14 protein-coding genes are annotated in these 18,292 nt (G+C 47.3%); 6 read left to right on the top strand and 8 right to left on the bottom strand.

The features are described from left to right. Positions 1-5: 5 nt before the first annotated feature. Genes rd through BMY16_RS07585 form a run of 3 tightly spaced genes read right to left on the bottom strand, consistent with a single transcriptional unit; the run spans position 6 to position 1,836 of the window. Positions 6-164, bottom strand: a complete 159-nt coding sequence (gene rd, locus BMY16_RS07595; protein ID WP_091841356.1) for a rubredoxin — start codon at positions 162-164, stop codon at positions 6-8. Positions 165-174: 10 nt separating this feature from the next. Beyond that, positions 175-1,227, bottom strand: coding sequence for a glycosyltransferase family 9 protein (locus BMY16_RS07590; protein ID WP_091841355.1), 1,053 nt, complete (start codon positions 1,225-1,227; stop codon positions 175-177). A gap of 6 nt (positions 1,228-1,233) precedes the next feature. Beyond that, the gene (locus BMY16_RS07585; protein ID WP_091841353.1) at positions 1,234-1,836 is read right to left on the bottom strand and encodes a DUF4254 domain-containing protein; all 603 of its coding nucleotides are present in this window, start codon (positions 1,834-1,836) and stop codon (positions 1,234-1,236) included. Between the two features lie 276 nt (positions 1,837-2,112). Between BMY16_RS07585 and BMY16_RS07580 the strand changes: the two genes are divergently transcribed. The 3 genes from BMY16_RS07580 (at position 2,113) to rnc (ending at position 4,740) form a co-directional block, all read left to right on the top strand. Continuing rightward, a complete protein-coding gene (locus tag BMY16_RS07580) occupies positions 2,113-2,349 on the top strand; it encodes an acyl carrier protein (RefSeq protein WP_013065488.1) in 237 nt (78 codons plus the stop codon). Between the two features lie 65 nt (positions 2,350-2,414). Beyond that, positions 2,415-3,677, top strand: a complete 1,263-nt coding sequence (gene fabF, locus BMY16_RS07575; RefSeq protein ID WP_091841351.1) for a beta-ketoacyl-ACP synthase II — start codon at positions 2,415-2,417, stop codon at positions 3,675-3,677. Next, positions 3,667-4,740: a ribonuclease III gene (gene rnc / locus BMY16_RS07570; RefSeq protein WP_091841349.1), complete on the top strand. Its 1,074-nt coding sequence runs from the start codon at positions 3,667-3,669 to the stop codon at positions 4,738-4,740. The genes fabF and rnc overlap by 11 nt, the downstream gene beginning before the upstream one ends. A gap of 48 nt (positions 4,741-4,788) precedes the next feature. On the opposite strand, the gene BMY16_RS07565 is transcribed toward rnc, so the two are convergent. Together BMY16_RS07565 and BMY16_RS07560 are read right to left on the bottom strand one after the other, a co-directional pair. Beyond that, a complete protein-coding gene (locus BMY16_RS07565; RefSeq protein ID WP_139207164.1) occupies positions 4,789-5,382 on the bottom strand; it encodes a hypothetical protein in 594 nt (197 codons plus the stop codon). A gap of 259 nt (positions 5,383-5,641) precedes the next feature. Further along, on the bottom strand, positions 5,642-8,113 hold the full coding sequence (locus BMY16_RS07560; protein WP_091841508.1) for a glycoside hydrolase family 3 N-terminal domain-containing protein: 2,472 nt from the start codon (positions 8,111-8,113) through the stop codon (positions 5,642-5,644). Positions 8,114-8,239: 126 nt separating this feature from the next. On the opposite strand from BMY16_RS07560, the gene BMY16_RS07555 reads away from it, so the two are divergent. After that, on the top strand, positions 8,240-10,174 hold the full coding sequence (locus BMY16_RS07555) for a glycoside hydrolase family 97 protein (protein ID WP_091841346.1): 1,935 nt from the start codon (positions 8,240-8,242) through the stop codon (positions 10,172-10,174). Here BMY16_RS07555 and BMY16_RS07550 read toward each other — a convergent pair. After that, on the bottom strand, positions 10,164-12,542 hold the full coding sequence (locus BMY16_RS07550; protein ID WP_091841345.1) for a glycoside hydrolase family 9 protein: 2,379 nt from the start codon (positions 12,540-12,542) through the stop codon (positions 10,164-10,166). The genes BMY16_RS07555 and BMY16_RS07550 overlap by 11 nt on opposite strands. A 108-nt stretch (positions 12,543-12,650) precedes the next feature. On the opposite strand from BMY16_RS07550, the gene BMY16_RS07545 reads away from it, so the two are divergent. Then, complete coding sequence (locus BMY16_RS07545; RefSeq protein WP_091841343.1) at positions 12,651-13,661, top strand: iron ABC transporter permease; 1,011 nt, start codon at positions 12,651-12,653, stop codon at positions 13,659-13,661. 8 nt (positions 13,662-13,669) lie between these two features. Here the strand turns inward: BMY16_RS07545 and BMY16_RS07540 are convergent, their stop codons facing one another. Both BMY16_RS07540 and BMY16_RS07535 read right to left on the bottom strand, forming a co-directional pair. After that, a complete protein-coding gene (locus BMY16_RS07540; RefSeq protein WP_091841341.1) occupies positions 13,670-14,674 on the bottom strand; it encodes a glycoside hydrolase family 43 protein in 1,005 nt (334 codons plus the stop codon). Between the two features lie 38 nt (positions 14,675-14,712). Further along, a complete protein-coding gene (locus BMY16_RS07535; protein ID WP_091841340.1) occupies positions 14,713-16,152 on the bottom strand; it encodes an MFS transporter in 1,440 nt (479 codons plus the stop codon). A gap of 163 nt (positions 16,153-16,315) precedes the next feature. Between BMY16_RS07535 and BMY16_RS07530 the strand changes: the two genes are divergently transcribed. Then, positions 16,316-18,289, top strand: a complete 1,974-nt coding sequence (locus BMY16_RS07530) for a sialate O-acetylesterase (RefSeq protein WP_091841338.1) — start codon at positions 16,316-16,318, stop codon at positions 18,287-18,289. The last annotated feature ends 3 nt before the right edge of the window (positions 18,290-18,292 follow it).

The raw sequence follows: 18,292 nt of genomic DNA, 5'->3' as shown, positions 1-18,292 counted from the left end.
ATTTCTTACTCAGGCTTGAATTGATCTTTGCCTACACCACAGATGGGACATACCCAATCATCGGGGATATCCTCAAATGCTGTTCCTGGCTCGATGCCACTGTCAGGATCACCTACTGCGGGGTCATAGACGTAGCCGCATACTTCACATACATACTTCATAATTAAGAAAGTTTTAGTTATTAATGAGGGTTGTTATTCTCTCAACAATCCGCTCAGGCGGAATGTTCTGTAGACAAGCATAGTCACCACGCTGACAAGGTTTATTGCCAAAAATACTACAGGGGCGACACTCAAGGTCAAGTTGTATGGCATTATCGGTATTTTGGTTGAAGCCAAGGAAACCCGCCAAGGGATGGGTGGCTCCCCAAACACTGACAACAGGTACACCCGTCAATGAAGCCAAATGCATATTGGCAGAATCCATAGAAAGCATGACATTCAGATGACTCATCAAAATAAGCTCTTGATACATGCTTTCGCAGCATTTATTGACAATAAGACATTGGTGGTATTGAGCATTCCACAAAGGGAAGTATTTGTCTTCATCTTCACCCTTTCCGAAAAGGAAGATACGCACGTTGGGCTGTTGCTGAATCAGTTTGAAGATAACTTGTTCCATCAGTTTTGGAGGATATATTTTTCCTTGATGGGCAGCAAAAGGTGCAATACCTATCCAAGTCTCAAAACTCTTCTTAGGTCCCACTTCCTTTGGCAACAGATTGAGGTTACCACCTTCTTCAGGGAAGATACTATGGAATTGTCGGATGTCAACAGGATAACCTAAGCGGGCAAATACTTCTGCATAATTCTCAAAAGAAGAGGGTAGTTGCTTACGTACCTTATTCTTATAGGAGATAAGTTTTCTGCGCTGATTCTTGTGTTTGTTGATATGCTCTACACGATATCTGCCCAAGTTGAAACGCATACGGAGATAATCGGAACGAAGCACACTATGCAAATCAGCAATCTTAGTAAACTGTTTGGCAACCAAACGGCGATATAATGCGTTAAGTCCCCTTACACCATGATACTCCTGCTTTAAATCGGCTTCCATGAAGTTGACATTAGGAGCCAGATCATCGAAAAGCGGACGCGCAAATTTCCTGCTGAGCACTGTAATGCGAATATCAGGGTATTGGGTAGCCAAAGCCCATACCACAGGTACAGTCATGGCCACATCGCCTAAAGCTGAGAATCGTATCACAAGTATATGCTCTTTCTTCATCCTTTCTTACTTCTTATAGAGTATTGGATTAGTGGTGGGATCGTTGTACATCTTCATCTGTCGATATACCTTCATGTACTTACGTCCAGCACTAATATCTTCCAACAACTGGTCGATGGCCAATGAAAGATCTTTCTGCTGCTCCAACAATACGTTGAGCTTAGCCTTACAACGGGCAATATGTTCTGCATCGGCATCTTTACGATCCACCTGTTCCTGCATATGATAGATTTTCAGGGCGAGAATACTTAGGCGATCTACAGCCCAGGCAGGACTCTCCGTATTCAGACGGGCACCCGGACCAGGCACAACATCACTGTAAAACTGACGGAAATAAGAATCAATCTCTTCTACCAGATCAGTACGGTCCTGATTGCTGCGGTCAATACGGCGCTTCAGGGCGAGGGCCTCTATGGGATCAATATGAGGATCACGAATGATATCTTCATAGTGCCACTGGACAGTATCAATCCAACACTTCAAATAAAGACTGTATTCAATCGTATCTTTCTGATACGGATTCTTAATCGGGGTATTGACATCATCCGTGAGATGATAATCCGCTATTACCCGATTGAAAATTTGGTTAGCTTGCTCTGTAAATGACATTTCTATTCGTTTTATTCCGCAAAACTACAGAAAGTTTTTCAATTGACCAACTAAAAGTGAAGTTTTTCATCAAATTTTTCAATTTTATGTCGAGAAACATATAAAAAGAGCCAAATTTATGCACACATAACCCCCTTTTGTGCAAAAGAAAGTCAGTTTTTCTTAAAAAAATTTGCGTAAGTGAAAGAAAATGTGTTACTTTGCACCCGATTTCGGCAAAAGGCCGTATTTTTCAAGATAGCAAAATCATTATTAACATTTTAAAGTATTACAATTATGTCAGAAATTGAAAGCAAAGTAAAGGCAATTATCGTAGACAAACTCGGTGTTGATGAAGCAGAAGTAAAGGCTGAGGCCAGCTTCACAAATGATCTGGGCGCAGATTCACTGGATACCGTTGAGTTGATCATGGAATTCGAGAAGGAGTTCGGTATCTCTATTCCTGATGACAAGGCTGAGAAGATCGGTACCGTTGGTGACGCTATCGCTTACATCGAGGAGAACGCAAAATAAATATGAAGAATAACATAAGGGGTTGCTTCAAGACAGAAGCAACCCTTATGTTTTAATATTTGCTTATGGAATTAAAAAGAGTAGTTGTAACAGGTCTGGGAGCCGTTACTCCCGTTGGCAACACTCCTGAAGAGATGTGGAAAAACCTGCTCAACGGAGTTAGCGGTGCCGCACCTATTACACATTTCGATACAACTTTATTCAAGACAAAGTTTGCCTGTGAGGTTAAGAACCTCAACGTAAACGACTTTTTGGACCGTAAAGAGGCACGTAAGATGGACCGCTACACACAGCTGGCCCTGATTGCTGCCAAGCAGGCTGTTGAGGACAGTAAGATGGATTTGGAGACTGAAGACAAAGACCGCATCGGTGTGGTCTATGGCGTTGGTATCGGTGGAATTAAGACCTTCGAGGACGAAGTAAAGTATTATGGTGTCCATGAAGCCGATGGTCCTAAGTTCAATCCTTTCTTCATTCCGAAGATGATTGCTGACATCGCTGCTGGTCAGATTTCCATTATGTATGGCTTCCATGGTCCCAACTACATCACAGCTTCTGCTTGTGCCTCTTCTTCTAACGCTTTGGCTGATGCCTTTAACCTGATTCGTCTGGGTAAGGCTAATGCTATCGTTGCTGGTGGTGCTGAGGCTGCTATCTGCGCTACAGGTGTTGGTGGCTTCAATGCTATGCATGCCCTCTCTACCCGTAACGATGAGCCTGAGAAGGCTAGCCGTCCATTCAGTGCAAGCCGCGATGGATTTATCATGGCTGAGGGTTCTGGCTGTCTGATTCTTGAGGAACTGGAGCATGCTAAGGCCCGTGGTGCCAAGATTTATGCTGAGATGGTAGGTGCTGGCATGAGCGCTGATGCTCACCATATCACCGCTTCTCACCCTGAGGGACTTGGAGCTAAGCTTGTGATGAAGAATGCCCTGGAGGATGCACAGTTGAAGCCCGAGGACATCGATTATATTAATGTTCACGGAACTTCTACCCATGTGGGTGATATCTCTGAGGCTAAGGCCATCAAGGAGGTATTTGGTGATGCAGCCTTCAAGCTGAACATCTCTTCTACGAAGTCGATGACGGGCCATCTGCTGGGTGCCGCTGGAGCCGTTGAGGCTATGGTTACTGTTCTGGCTGTCCAGAACGACATCATTCCTCCCACTATCAACCACGAGGAAGGCGATGACGATCCTGAGATCGACTACAATCTGAATTTCACCTTCAACAAGGCTCAGAAGCGCGTGGTTCGTGCTGGTCTCAGCAATACCTTCGGCTTTGGTGGTCATAATGCTTGTGTGGTATTCAAGAAGTATGAAGCTTAACGACATTATTGATAGAATCAAGCTCCCTTTCCGCAAGGAGAAGGAGCTTTTTTCTGCTCTTTACACCATACTGGGGTTCTATCCCCACAACATCGAGTATTACAAGATGGCGCTGATGCATAAGAGCATCCGCAAGCGCAATGACAAGGGCAAGCCGCTCAACAATGAGCGACTGGAGTTCTTGGGTGATGCCATACTCGATGCTGCGGTAGGATACATTGTATACCGCCACTATGAGGGTAAGCGCGAAGGATTCCTTACCAATACGCGTTCTAAGCTCGTATCACGCGATACGTTGGGCAAGATAGCCAACGAGATGGGTCTGGGCAATCTCTTACTTTCTGCAGGTCACAGCACCTCTCACAACAGCTATGTCGAGGGCAATGCCTTCGAAGCCCTTGTAGGTGCCATCTATCTCGATCGTGGCTACGAGGCTTGTCTCGAGTTCTTTGAGAAGCGCGTTTTGGGCCGTTATGTCGACATCGACAAGGTGGCCTTCAAGGAAGTCAATTTTAAGTCGAAGCTCCTCGAGTGGAGTCAGAAGAATCGTGTACGAATGGATTTCCGTATGCTGAAGCAGAAGAAGGATGAGAATGGAAGTCCTATCTTCAGTTTTCAGGTGATGCTTGAGGGCATCGAGGGCGAGCGAGGCACGGGCTACTCCAAGAAGGAAGCCCAGCAGTTGGCTTCCAAGGATACGCTTCAGCGCTTGAAACGCGAGCCTCAGTTTGTGGATGCTATCTTCCAGGCCAAGACTGATCGTACGAAGATGGAGGAAGAGCCCGCCATGGCCGTTCCTGACACAGAACAGGAACAGAACTTCATCATCGAGCAGGAGCCAAAGGAATCGCCCGCTGAGGAGCCCGCAAACCCTGCTCCTAAGCGGAATCGCAAGTCCAAGCAGACATCTGTGTCTTCCAACGGGGAAGACGCCTTAAACGATGAATTCCTGGCCAAACGGAGCGATTTGGTAGACTACGACCTCTCCGACGTCACTCACAAAGAGAAATCGCGTGAGGAAATCATAGCCGAAGCTGAGGCTGCCGCCTTCGCAGATGACTAAAAGAATAACAAGAATGCCACCCAATCTTCTGGGTGGCATTCTTGTTTCTTAAAGTAAGTTTTCCGAATTCCAAGTAATATCCTTGTTGATTTTCCCGTAGGTTTTCAATATCTGTTCAAATTGTGCCAAGCCAGCCTTCTCGCTATTGCTTAGATCGCCCTCCAGCACACGGCCCTTTTCATCTACGATACGGATGATGTCAAGTTTAAAACGGCTGTAGCCATCCTTATCAGGCCCCCACCAGTGTTCGAATGTCAATCCTGGTCCGCCTATTATGTTGGAAATGATTGAGTTCAGATTGGCGCTAAAGAGCAACTTATCTTTGGAATAGAACTGGATACTCCATTGTTTTGGTACAGGGAATGCCTTTTCGCTGATTCGCTCGCCTCCCTTTATTTTCATCTCGCCATTTTCAGGGTTATAGGCCACGATGTCGTTGAGTGTCAGCACATAATCCTGATGCGTGATATCTATCAATTGCTCATTGGGGTCAACGATGATAGCATAGAGCTCATCGTCAGAGCCCGAGAGAGATTCCACAGCATCGTCATCACTCGTACAACTTGTCATCATCGTACCCATCAGCGCTGCTATCATGATGATTACCAGCGTCATCAGAATATTTTCTATTATCTGTTTCATCGCAAAACCCATTAAACATTTCTATAGATAGAACCCACGAACCTCAGAAACTTTGCACGGATTCCGAAAGATTTTTGATTTATTAACGTATTGGATGCTGTGTATGCTTATACTTAGACAGACTTTACTCCGAGTAAACCTGGACTTTACTCCGAGTAAACCTGGACTTTACTCCGAGTAAACCTGGACTTTACTCCGGGTAAACCAAAAATGCCACCCAAGCTAAAGGTGGCAATTCTGGTTATATATCTCTTAGGATTCAGATATTCGGCTCGTCCCAGATCTTGGTTTGGGTGCAGGCGGTGGGAACAGTCTGATTGCCTACCTTCAGGATGAAGTCACCCTCTTCGAGGGTCCACTTGCCACAAGCACCAACGAAGGCGAGTTTCTTGGCTGGGAGCTGGAAGGTAACAGTCTTGGTCTCTCCTGGCTCCAAAGAGATCTTCGTAAAGTCGCGCAGACGCTTGTTGTCTGGTACGATGCTGGCAATGAGATCACTCGAATAAAGTAATACAGCCTCCTTACCGGCTTTGCTGCCTGTATTCTTCACATCCACGCTGATGGTAAGAATGTCGTCAGCGGTAAACTGCGCCTTGTCAACCTTCAGGTTCGAGTATTCGAAGGTGGTGTAGCTGAGGCCATAGCCGAAGGGCCATTGCAGACTCACCTTGGCATCGTAGTTATAGGCGCCAGCCATAGTGCCAACCTCCTCAGACACCTTATAATCATAAGTATTCAGCGAGTTGATCTCACGCGGATAGGTGTAGGGCATCTTGCCAGAGAAGTTAGTATCGCCAGCCAGCAGGTTAGCCAGAGCATCGCCGCCATAGTTGCCTGGGATGAGGATATCTACCACCGCCTTAGCCAGCGGCTCGATGTCAGCAATCAGACGTGGACGACCTTCATTCAGCACGAGGATGATGGGTTTGCCCGTCTTGGCGAGTTCCTTCACCAGATTGCGCTGGTTCTCAGAAAGCCAGAGGTCTGTGAGGTTACCAGGAGTCTCTGTGTAAGAATTCTCACCAATGACAGCGATAATCATATCTGCTTTGGCGGCAGCAGCCACAGCCTTGTCGGTTTCTGGGGCATTCTCGTCGTAATAGGCACCGTTCTCATTGTAGGTCACACCCTGCTCTAGGATGATATTCTCCTTACCATATTTATTGCAGAGCGCCTCGTAGATGGTGTTGTACTTCTCTGAGAGGTCTTCGGCCTTCGAACCCTGCCAGGTGTAGCTCCAACCACCATGCAGACAACGCATCTGGTTGGCGTTAGGACCTGTCAACAGGATCTTTTTGCCCTTGGCGAGGGGCAGGATATTTCCCTCGTTCTTCAGAAGAACCATTGACTCTTCAGCAGCCAGGAGTGAAGCCTTGGCAAACTCATCGCAGCCAAACTTCTCGAAGCCCTTGCCCCCAGTGTTAGGCTCGTCGAAGAGGCCCAGGCGATACTTTGCACGGAGGATACGACGAACGGCATCATCGATACGTTCCATCTTCACCTTACCTTCGTTGACCAGTTCCTTCAGCAGGATGCAGAACTCCACGCTATAGGGATCCATCGACATATCGATACCAGCATTGATGGCAATGCGGATAGCGTCTTTCTTGTCCTTGGCCACCTTCTCGCGAGAGAAGAGGTTGTTGATGTCAGCCCAGTCGGTTACTAAGAATCCATCCCATTGCAGATCCTCCTTGAGCCACTTGGTAAGATACTCATAGCTTGCATGCAAGGGTACACCATTGACAGATGCTGAGTTGACCATCATGGTCAGCGTGCCAGCAAGGGCAGCTGCCTTGAAGGGCTCGAAATACTTCTCGCGGATGATGGCCGGATTGAGGTAGGCAGGGGTACGATCCTTACCAGTCCAAGGTGCGCCATAGGCAAAATAATGCTTCGTGCTGGTACCTACGTGGAAACGATCGATGTGGTTATTGTCCTCACCCTGATAGCCCTTAATCTCAGCAGCTACCATCTTGGCGTTTACGATGGCATCCTCGCCAAAGCTCTCATAGACACGAGGCCAACGGGGATCGCGACTCAGGTCTACCACAGGATTATATACCCAAGGACAGTTAGCGGCACGGCTCTCGTAGGCTGTAATCTCTGCGCCTCTGAAAGCCAGATCGGTATTGAATGTAGCACCCAGGTTGATGGGCTGGGGGAAGAGTGTTCCACCTTGTGTATAAGTCACGCCATGATTATGATCGAGTCCGTAGATATCAGGAATGCCTAAATACTTCATCGACTTCTCCTGAATCAGGCGGATCCATTTCTGCCATTGCTCTACACTTGGGGCACGAGTGCCAGGAGCATTCAGGATAGAGCCTACCTTCCATTTCGAAATCAGTGTGTCGAGCATTGCCTCGTTGAGTTGCCATTCGCGTTGTGTCTCACCCTTATAGATGTCGATAGGGAAGTTGCCGAGTTTATCGATAATCTCCTGATCAGTCATCTTCACCATCGCGTCAATCTCAGAATCTGATCTGCCATACTGCTGGAGTACGGAGCGCACCTTCTCACGATCAACTTTCGCGTTCTTTACTTTCATGTTACCCATCACATCGAGATTCAGCTCGAGCATCTGTCCGATCTTCTCGTCGAGCGTCATCTTGGCGAGGGTTTTCTCAATCTTTGCCTCCAGGGCCGCATCGCGGGGGATGGCAGGTTTTTGTGCAAAAGCGTTTGCAATAATCAGTCCGAAGACTACCAATAAAAGATTTCTTTTCATATCAAGTTTTGTTTGGTCATTGTTAGTTATATCATAAAATCCGTGCAAAGATAATCATATTCTTTCATATTTGCAAATTTTTTTGTATCTTTGCCACCAGTTATGTAATTCTAAAACCAAAAGTATATGAAAAAAATATGTTTGTTATGCCTGTCATTGTTGTACCTGACTACAGTACAGGCTGATGAGAAGATTGCCAGTCCTGATGGAAGAGTCATCCTGACGCTGTGTCTGGACAATGGACAGCCTGCCTATCAGGTGGCCTATGACGGGCAGACCGTTATTGCCCCTTCTGCCCTTGGACTTGTGACCAATATTGGCGACTATAGTCAGGGTCTCGCGCAGAAATCCGTAGTGACCAAAACGGTGAAAGAGAGCTATGCCCTGCGTAACATTAAGCAGAGCCACGTTGACTACGAGGCAACAGAAGCTGTGGCCTCTTATGAGCAAGACGGGCAAAACGTGATGGATATCATCTTCCGTGTGAGCAATCGTGATGTGGCATTCCGTTATAAGGTCTATCCGAAAAAGGAGGCTCGTGTCTGTGTCGTAGAGCGTGAGACAAGTGGCTTTGTATTGCCTGATGGTACGACAACCTTCCTTTGTCCACAGTCAAAGCCGATGGGTGGTTTCGCACGAACCTCTCCAAGTTATGAGACCCCATATACTACTGATGACGCCATGGGAAAGAATGGCTGGGGTGAGGGTTATACCTTTCCTTGTCTCTTCAAGGCTCCTGCAGGTTGGGTGCTTATCAGTGAGACGGGTACTGATGGGGACTATGTAGGCTGTCGTCTGCTGAACGAAACGGGTGGCACTTATCGCATAGGCTTTCCACAGCAGGGCGAGTTGAATGGTGTGGGTTCTGTGACCCCAGCCATGTCACTGCCAGGTGAGACTCCTTGGCGTACCATTACCGTTGGTCCTCTGGCGAACATCATGGAGACTACCGTACCCTTTGACCTTGTACAGCCGAAGTATGAGGCCTCACAGGATTATATCTATGGTAAGGGCTCCTGGAGCTGGATCATCGGAATGGATCCCAGCTGTAACTTCGACGAGCAGAAACGTTATATCGACTTCTCTGCAGCCATGGGTTATCAGAGTGTGCTTATAGATGCCTTTTGGGATCAGCAGATTGGCTATGAGAAGATGGCAGAGCTTGCCCGCTATGGTAAAGAAAAGGGGGTAGGCATCTTCCTTTGGTATAACTCCAATGGTAGTTGGAACGATGCGTTCCAGACACCTATCGGTAAGATGAACAACAGTCGTATCCGTCGTGAGGAAATGAGATGGATGCAGGAGAATGGTATTCGTGGTATCAAGGTTGACTTCTTCGGAGGTGACAAACAGCCGATGATGCAGCTTTACGAGGATATCCTTGCTGATGCCAATGACTTCGGACTGCTCGTCATCTTCCACGGATGTACGTTGCCTCGTGGTTGGGAGCGTATGTACCCCAACTACGCTGCCTCTGAGGCTGTGCTTGCTTCGGAGAACCTGCACTTTGGACAAGGTGCCTGTGATGCGGAAGCCCGTAACGCCACCATTCATGCCTTTGTGCGTAATACCGTTGGTTCTATGGACTTTGGTGGTTCCGCCCTTAATAAACGCTATAGTGCTGACAACCAGCACGGTACTGTGCGCAAGACTTCAGATGTCTATGCTCTGGCTACGGCTGTGCTCTTCCAAAGTGCCGTTCAACACTTTGCCCTAGCCCCTAATAACCTCACCGATGCACCTGCCTGGGCCATTGACTTCATGAAGCGAGTACCAACGACATGGGACGAAGTGAAGCTGATTGATGGTTATCCTGGTAAGTATGTCATCATGGCTCGTCGCTGTGGTTTGAAATGGTATGTTGTGGGCATCAATGCTGATGAACAGCCACTGAAAAAGATGGTAACCCTCCCGATGTTCGAGAAGGGAACCGAATTGACCATCTATAGTGATGACGCTCAACTCAATGGAAGTGTGAAGAGCCTCAAGCAGAATAAGAAACAGCAAATTATGATGACGATACCGTGCAATGGCGGTATCGTCATCACGGCTACTTATTGATAGCATAGAGATATCCTAATAAGGCCATCTTACCACGCATGGTCTCACGGGGCGTAAACTCACCATTCACCCAGAAATAGCGTTGATTGAAATAAGATTCCTGAAGGGGCCAGCTTGTAAGCTGCTGCCCCTTTTCTATGTTCCATTCGGGATAGCAGTATTTCAGGATAACGCGGGCATCACCTCCATTATGGCCAGGCGACCAAGTCTCCGTGCCGTTGAAAGGCGTCTGTCCTGGATGCGACTCAGGCGCACCGTCATTACGGCCAGTGGTATAGCAATCGGTGATATGGTGTTCGCCCAATCCAGTCATCTCTACAATGTTACCAGGGTTACGTCCCAAGGACCAGCTGGCTTCTGTGTACATTGCGTGTTCCAAAGCCTTTTTATCATCCTTGCCGGCTATGTAATGGGCCAGCATGACGAGCTGAAGGTTCTGTGACACCTGCCAGCGGCTGTCGTTGGCACTACGGCGTGATGGGCGTTCGGTCATATGAGAGATGTTGTACTCCAGGGCTTGGGCATTGATGCTGGTCTTCAGGTTCTTATAGAGGTCAGCAAAGTGGCGCTGGTGGGGACAGGTCAGATAAGCTGCTGCTGCCCATGTCTGATTATAAGGTACAAGGTTCTTGTTCTCCTCATGCATCACACCGACACCGAAGAATCCGTGGCGCCCCTTGCTGAAGATGAGTGACTGAGGGCTCTTGACCATGCTCTCCTCAGCGAAAATCTTCTCCCACTGTTCGTCACCAGTCAGGTTATAGAGGAAAGCAGCGGCGAGCTGACGGAAATCACGGCCACGCATCTGCATGCTTCCGATATCCTGCAGGTCGTCAAGCTGAGTCCACTCCTGTTTCTCTGCATAGCGGAAGGCCTTAATGGCCTCGTTGGTATAATACTGTCGCAGTGAGTCGTTACCCTGTAGACGGAAGGCCTCACCAGTGATGGCACAGTTGGCGGCATTGGCCCAGGCTGCCATCGTGGTACAGCCTGCCTGGAACATCACGCTCCAATCGGCACAAGGGTTGGTGACACCCTGAGAATAGGCTTCACCATCACGGATGCTAAGGAAGAAGTCGACCTCATTACGAGCTTCGTCGATAATGTCGGGTATGCCGTTGCCACTCTCACGGATGCCCAGGTTGTCATCGGAGAGGCGTCCGCCAGAGAGGATATAGGGCAGTAGCATGTCGTAGATATTGCTGACATGGGCCAGATGACGGTCCCAGTCGAAGGCATCGGAATGTCCGCCTTTCACCTCTGTATTCACAGGATTGCCAGGCAGGCGATGCTGCCAGAAGCGAGATGCCATAAGGGACTTGAAATGGGGTTCATCCCACACATCGGTATGCAGGTCACGCCATTCCTGACAGAAGGGGTGGAAGTCGGTCTTATAAACCGTGAATCCCTTGGGATCTGTCTCTGGAATGAACTGAGGCTGACGGGGTATGGGCCACACATGTTCAGGATCCTTGGGTTCGCTAAGACGCATATAGTAATAACCACGGACAGAGTAGCGGAAAGGCTGGTAATAAATGTTGGAGGCGATGTCGAAGTCCATGCTACAGCCCACATCTTCCACTACAAGACGATAGCGTCCTGGGGTAGCCGACTTGAAGTCGACATTCCATACATCAGTGCCGACGAGATTCTTCTCGCCAGCCTCTTTCTTGGAGTCGGCAGCCTTCTTCCAGAACTTCACGGTACCAACATTCTGCTTCTTCTTAGTCTTTACATTGTAAAGATACACCTTACGGCCCTCCCATGCCTTATAGTCGCGTTGGCCACCATCACCCAACCATTGGTAGAGATCAGCAGCATGGGTCTGTTCTGTCGGAGAATAGCCAATGATGTTCACATGTATAGCCTCTGACTGCTGGTTCCAGATATCAAAGCAGATAGTGGATGATAGCTGGTCTGATCCTATGCCATTGGGGATACTGACGGTATAGTTACAGCCTTGTTTCATGGGCTGTGATAATTGGAGGAAAAGCCAATGGTCGCATTCGCTTGTTAATGTATGGTCAGTATTCATAGGTTTAGACTTGCGCCAGACTTTTATGGGCTGTGCTGTTGCGAAAGTCTTATCGTCTTCAGAACTGATCTGCCAAAGGTCTGCCTTTTGTGCTTCAGTTGTCTTCAGCCGCTCGCCGAATACCACAAGGGTATCATCACCCTCAGCAAAGGAGTGGCCTAAATAAGCGCTGGGCCCTGTTCCGTCATCACGGTAATGCACTTCACCGTCACGGAAATGAACCATGAGGTAATTTTTGTCAATCACTTTAAGTCCAAGGAACTTAGTGGCTTCCCCTGGACTGGCTGTCAACAAGAGGATTCCTGTAAGAAGATAGTAGTAAAACTTTCTCATTTTAATTTTGTTATTGTTGGTTTCGGTGCAAAGATACAACAATTTTTGTTGTTTATAACAAATATCATGAAAAAAGTTGTATTTTTGCACTCAGAAAAGGAAATAGTAATGAACAAGGGCATCATATATTGTTGGGGATTGGCATTGCTGATTGTAGTGCTTTTCATCTTGAACCTATTGATGGGATCTGTGCCGATTCCAACTTGTGATGTTGTACACATCCTCTTAGGCGACGAAACGCAGAGGGCCTCTTGGCAGTTCATCGTTTTGCAGTCACGCCTTCCTCAGGCTCTGACAGCTTTGCTCAGCGGCTCAGCCCTTGCCGTCAGTGGTTTGTTGTTACAGACTGCTTTTCGGAATCCTTTGGCAGGACCAAGTGTCTTTGGTATTAATAGTGGTGCAGGCTTGGGTGTTGCTCTTGTCATGCTCTTCTTGGGGGGCGGACTCTCTGTTGGTTCCCTTCAACTCAGTGGCTTTGCCGCTATTTTGGCAGCTGCTTTCGTAGGTGCCATGACCGTGATGGCTATCATTTTCTTTTTTTCCACTTTGGTTCGCAATAGTGTGATGCTGCTTATCATTGGCATTATGATTGGCTATATCTCCAACTCGGCCATCTCCCTACTCAATTTCTTTGCTACAGACGAAGGAGTTAAGTCGTATATGGTGTGGGGGCTGGGTAGCTTTGGAGGGGTGTCGATGACCAATATGCCAGTCTTTGCAATCGTCACTTTGGCCGGACTTCTTGGGGCATTGTTACTTATCAAGCCATTAAATGCTCTCATGTTGGGTGACAGGTATGCCGAGAATCTTGGTGTCAATATTCTGAGGGTCAGAAACTGGCTATTGGTTGTGACAGGAATCCTGACAGCCATAGTGACAGCTTTTTGTGGCCCTGTGGCTTTCATCGGTCTGGCTGTTCCGCATATCGCACGATTGCTATTGACAACTGATAATCATCGTCAGTTGTTACCAGCCACTCTCCTCTGTGGTGCTGTTGTGGCACTTCTCTGCAACCTTATCTGCTTTCTGCCAGGCGAGAGTGGGGTCATCCCATTAAATGCCGTGACGCCCCTCATCGGGGCGCCCGTCATTATTTATGTCATTGCAAGAAAAAGATAGATAAACGTTTACTCGTTTATCACCTTTTGGATGGTGCCGTCCTCGTTATAGAACAGACGTTGAACCTTCAATGAACGCAGATGAGTAATATCATTTGAAGGTACACAATCGTGGTAGAACAGGAACCACTCACCTTTGTACTGTACAATGCTGTGATGGGTTGTCCAACCCACAACGGGATCGAGAATAACTCCCTGATAGGTAAATGGTCCATAAGGATTATCACTAATGGCATAGCACAACATGTGGCTGTCACCAGTAGAATAGCTGAAATAATATTTACCATTATATTTGTGCATCCATGATGCTTCGAAGAAGCGGTGAGGATCACCAGCCTTTAGGGGTTGACCGTCCTTATCGAGCACTACAACGCTACGAGGAGCCTCGGCAAACTGAAGTACATCATCGCTCATCTTTACAACGAAACTGGAAAGGGCAGGAACATCAGCAGGAGCAAAGAGCTGAGTCTTCTTATCGGCAGCAGGACCGAGATCGACACCTCCCTCTTTTAGGAGCTTCTCAGGAGCCTGATACCACTGAAGCTGACCACCCCAGAGACCACCGAAATAGCAATAAATCTGGCCATCTTCGTCCTTGAATACACTTGGGTCGATAGAGAACGAACCGCGGATAGGGTGCTCTTGAGGAACAAATGGTCCCTCGGGTTTATCAGCAATAGCTACACCAAGGTGGAACACACCATTATAGTCTTTGGCAGAGAAAATCAGATAATATTTGCCGTCTTTCTCAACGACATCGTTATCCCACATCTGTTTTTCTGCCCACTTTACCTGGTCTACATGCAGGATCATGCCGTGATCGGTAATCTCGCCGTTCTCAACATCTTCCATAGAGATAACGTGATAGTCTTTCATCTGGAAATGTCCACCATCATCGTCGAAAGCGGCACCAGCCTCCCAGTCGTGCGAGGGATATACGTATAGTTTGCCGTTAAACACATTGGCAGAAGGGTCTGCATAATAATCTTGAGGATAAAGATAGCGTGGTTTCATACTGTTTTGTTTTTACGAGTTAATGACTGTTGTTTATTTTATTTTTCAGCTTGAGCCATCCTGCGGCGTGCAGCCAGCTCTGCCTGCATATTCTCATTATATTCTTTTGTAATCGGGTAGAAGTAGAGTGCCATTACACCTACGCAGAAGAGTAGGGCAGGAACAATACTCGATACAAGACGGATACCCTCCATCGCACTCTCATTCTGTACAGATACGTTACCAGACACATAACCGAACATCGAGATGATGATGCCTGCAATGGCTCCACCGAATCCGAGTCCAATTTTCAGGGCCAGTACAATGCCAGAGAAACAGAAACCTGTGGCACGGCGATGGTTCTCATATTCAATATGGTCTGCTACATCACCTATCATCGCCCAAAGCAGCGGAATGGTCGGAGCATATGCCAACGACTTCAAGAAGTTAAGCACAAACACCAAACTGACATCTGTTGGCGTAGGGATATAGAAAAGAGCTGTGAAGAAAGCTGTCAGTGAGAGACAGACAATAAAGGTCTTCTTCTTTCCGTATTTGTTTGCCAGATACTGCGAGAAACAAATGACGCCTATAAACTGTACGACGGCACCCATCATATTGAAAGCCGAGAAGCCAATGGAATAGGCGTCTTCCTGTCTGATAGTGACGAAATGTGAGAGGAAATCGTAGAGCGACTTCTGGTCAACATTGTATTGGAAATAGAAGTTCATAGCCGATCCCCACATGGCCAATGTAATGAAGATGGCAAAGGTCAGAAGTGCCATTGCATTCCATGATATGCTCGAAACAGTATTCTTCACATCCTCCTTAATACTCATCTTCTGTCTAGGAGGTGGTTGGATGCGCTCTCTTGTAACAAGGAAAGTAATGATGAAGAAAATAAAGGCCACACAGGCAAAAAGCCCGATAGTGCATGTCCAGCCATGCTGAAGTGTACTGCCTTTTGAGAATTGGCTTACCAATGGTAAAGTCAACCCCTGGACAATAAACTGGGCAATGGTTACTACAACGAATCGGATAGTTGTGATGCTGGTGCGCTCTCGAATGACACTGGTCATCACACCACCTAATGATGTATAGGGGACATTGTTAAAGGAATAGACGGTCATCAGCAACACGTATGAAATCGTGGCATATGTGGCGACCATCCCTTTATCTTCAATTCCAGGATTATAGAAAGCTAAGACATAAAACAGGCAGAAAGGTATGGCTGTCCACAACACCCAAGGGCGGAATTTTCCCCAGCGGGTGTTCGTGCGGTCTGTCAGTATGCCTACGGTAGGGTCGACGATGATGGCCGAGATGCTGGCAATCATCAGCACACTACCTGCCACTGCACCGTCCAAACCGAACACATCGGTATAGAACTTCAGCTGAAAGATCATCATCATCTGGAATACCAGATTTGCCGCGGCATCTCCTAACGAGTAGCCGAGCTTTTCGCCTAATGACACTTTCTCTGATGACAACTGCTTCATGTTTGTGATTGAAATCTGCTGCAAAGGTAGTGATTTTTGTCTCATCCCATATTCTAATTTGTTACAGATGCTTTTCAAAATGTTTCATTCCATAAGAAAAAACAACATTTTGACTATTTTAACGGGATTATTTAGTAAATTTGCAACATCAAAACAACAATAGATGAAGAAATTTGCATTATGTTTGATGGCACTTCTTGGTGCCTCTTTCGCTGAGGCAAAGGTCACATTGCCCCAATTATTTCAGTCGGGCATGGTGCTCCAGCGGGGCAAGGTAATACCTGTCTGGGGCAAGGCCGAAGCTGGTGAAACAGTAACGATTACTTTTAATAAGAAGGTTTATACAGTTACTGCCGGTACTGACGGGCGTTGGCGTGTTGACCTGCCCAAGATGAAAGCCGGAGGCCCTTATCAGATGATGGTTAATGACCAAGCTATTGATAATATCCTCATCGGCGATGTGTGGCTCCTCTCTGGACAGTCGAATATTGATGTGCATATTGAGCGCGTCTATCCGCAGTATGCCAGTGAGATTGATACCTACGAGAATCCGCAGATCCGCATGTTCCGTGTGCAGAATGAGACAGATGTCCATGGTGTCCGTGATGACATTCGTCCAACCTCTGTTAACTGGAAATCTGTCAATAAGCAGAATGCATGGCCATTCTCCGCTGTTGCTTATTTTCTAGGCAAGCGTATGTTTGAAAAGACAAAAGTGCCACAGGGACTCATTGTTAATAGTTGGGGAGGAACTCCCATCGAAGCTTGGATCTCAAAGGATTCCCTTGAAAAGGATTATCCCCAACTCATCAGGAAGACGCAAATCTATCAGAACGATGATTATGTTAGGGCGCAGATGCGAGCCAACGGCGAAGCTTCCAAACAGTGGCAAACCATTCTCGATACTAATGATCCCGGTATGCTTCAGGGTTGGAACTCTTCCTCGTATGACGATGCCTCATGGCAGCAGATCAATCAATATAACTGGGGGTGGCGTGGTACAGGCACCATTTGGCTGCGTCAACATATCAACATCGACAAAGCCCATGCAGGACAGCCTGCCCGTCTGCTCCTTGGCACCCTCTTCGATCAGGATGTTACATATGTGAATGGTAAGGAGGTGGGGCATACCTACTATCAGTATCCTCCACGACGTTACGATATTCCTGATGGCCTGCTTCAGGAAGGCGACAATGTGATTACCGTGCGTTTTATCAATAAGTTCGGGCAGGTACATTTCATACCAGAGAAGCCTTATATGCTTTGCTTCGGTGATGATCGATGCTCTCAAAACCCCATGCCAAAAGATGTTATTCCCCTCAGCGAACAGTGGAGAGTGCACGTTGGTCTGGAGATGCCATCTTGTCCCAGTGGCGATGTCTCATTACAGAATTTGCCCACCACCCTTTATAATGCTGTGCTTTATCCTTTGGCTCCTTATGCTGTCAGCGGTGTAGTATGGTATCAGGGTGAATCCAACACTGGTAATCCTGCTCCTTATGCCGACTATCTGAAGAAATTGATGGGTTGTTGGCGCGACCGTTGGCAGAATCAACAGATGCCGTTTGTCATCGTGCAGCTAGCCAATTACGATGGTCGTCAGCAGACAGGTTTCCCACGCCCCATCACACCACAGATAGAGCCGATGAATAGTGGATGGGCCAGCCTGCGCGAAGCCCAGCGTATTGTTGCCAAGGCAGATTCCTATGCAGAGTTGGCAGTTATAAATGACTTAGGTGAGACTGTCGACATCCATCCTCTCCGTAAGAAAGAGGTTGCAGAACGTGTTGGCCAATGCTTCGATCGTCTTATATATAATAATAAGGTGTTACTCTCTCCAGAGGTCGTCGCCTCCAAAGTAAACGATAATAGTATTGTTCTGACCCTGGACCAGCCTGTACAGCCTGGTGAGGTTTACGAGTTTGAGGTTGCTGCTTGGGATGGAGATAAGGTCTTCCAAAATATCGTGGCATCAGCTGCAGGCAATCAGATTACACTGACTCTTCCTCAGGATTTCCATCCCATGAGCAAGATTTATGCAGTCCGTTATGCCTGGAAGGATAATCCTATCAAGGCTAATGTGCGCTCGTTAAGCGGACTCCCTATGTCATCCTTCGAATTAATCATTAATAAATAAAAA

Source organism: Prevotella sp. ne3005, assembly GCF_900110085.1.
GTDB lineage: Bacteria > Bacteroidota > Bacteroidia > Bacteroidales > Bacteroidaceae > Prevotella.
This window is presented reverse-complemented; position numbering and strand designations above follow the sequence as displayed.

Coding starts and splice junctions, on each gene's coding strand:
- BMY16_RS07585 (WP_091841353.1), bottom strand. CDS start 1,836: ATGTCATTTACAGAGCAAGCTAACCAAATTTTCAATCGGGTAATAGCG.
- BMY16_RS07580 (WP_013065488.1), top strand. CDS start 2,113: ATGTCAGAAATTGAAAGCAAAGTAAAGGCAATTATCGTAGACAAACTC.
- BMY16_RS07555 (WP_091841346.1), top strand. CDS start 8,240: ATGAAAAAAATATGTTTGTTATGCCTGTCATTGTTGTACCTGACTACA.
- rnc (WP_091841349.1), top strand. CDS start 3,667: ATGAAGCTTAACGACATTATTGATAGAATCAAGCTCCCTTTCCGCAAG.
- BMY16_RS07530 (WP_091841338.1), top strand. CDS start 16,316: ATGAAGAAATTTGCATTATGTTTGATGGCACTTCTTGGTGCCTCTTTC.
- fabF (WP_091841351.1), top strand. CDS start 2,415: ATGGAATTAAAAAGAGTAGTTGTAACAGGTCTGGGAGCCGTTACTCCC.
- BMY16_RS07590 (WP_091841355.1), bottom strand. CDS start 1,227: ATGAAGAAAGAGCATATACTTGTGATACGATTCTCAGCTTTAGGCGAT.
- BMY16_RS07550 (WP_091841345.1), bottom strand. CDS start 12,542: ATGAGAAAGTTTTACTACTATCTTCTTACAGGAATCCTCTTGTTGACA.
- BMY16_RS07560 (WP_091841508.1), bottom strand. CDS start 8,113: ATGAAAAGAAATCTTTTATTGGTAGTCTTCGGACTGATTATTGCAAAC.
- BMY16_RS07540 (WP_091841341.1), bottom strand. CDS start 14,674: ATGAAACCACGCTATCTTTATCCTCAAGATTATTATGCAGACCCTTCT.
- BMY16_RS07535 (WP_091841340.1), bottom strand. CDS start 16,152: ATGAAGCAGTTGTCATCAGAGAAAGTGTCATTAGGCGAAAAGCTCGGC.
- BMY16_RS07545 (WP_091841343.1), top strand. CDS start 12,651: ATGAACAAGGGCATCATATATTGTTGGGGATTGGCATTGCTGATTGTA.
- BMY16_RS07565 (WP_139207164.1), bottom strand. CDS start 5,382: ATGAAACAGATAATAGAAAATATTCTGATGACGCTGGTAATCATCATG.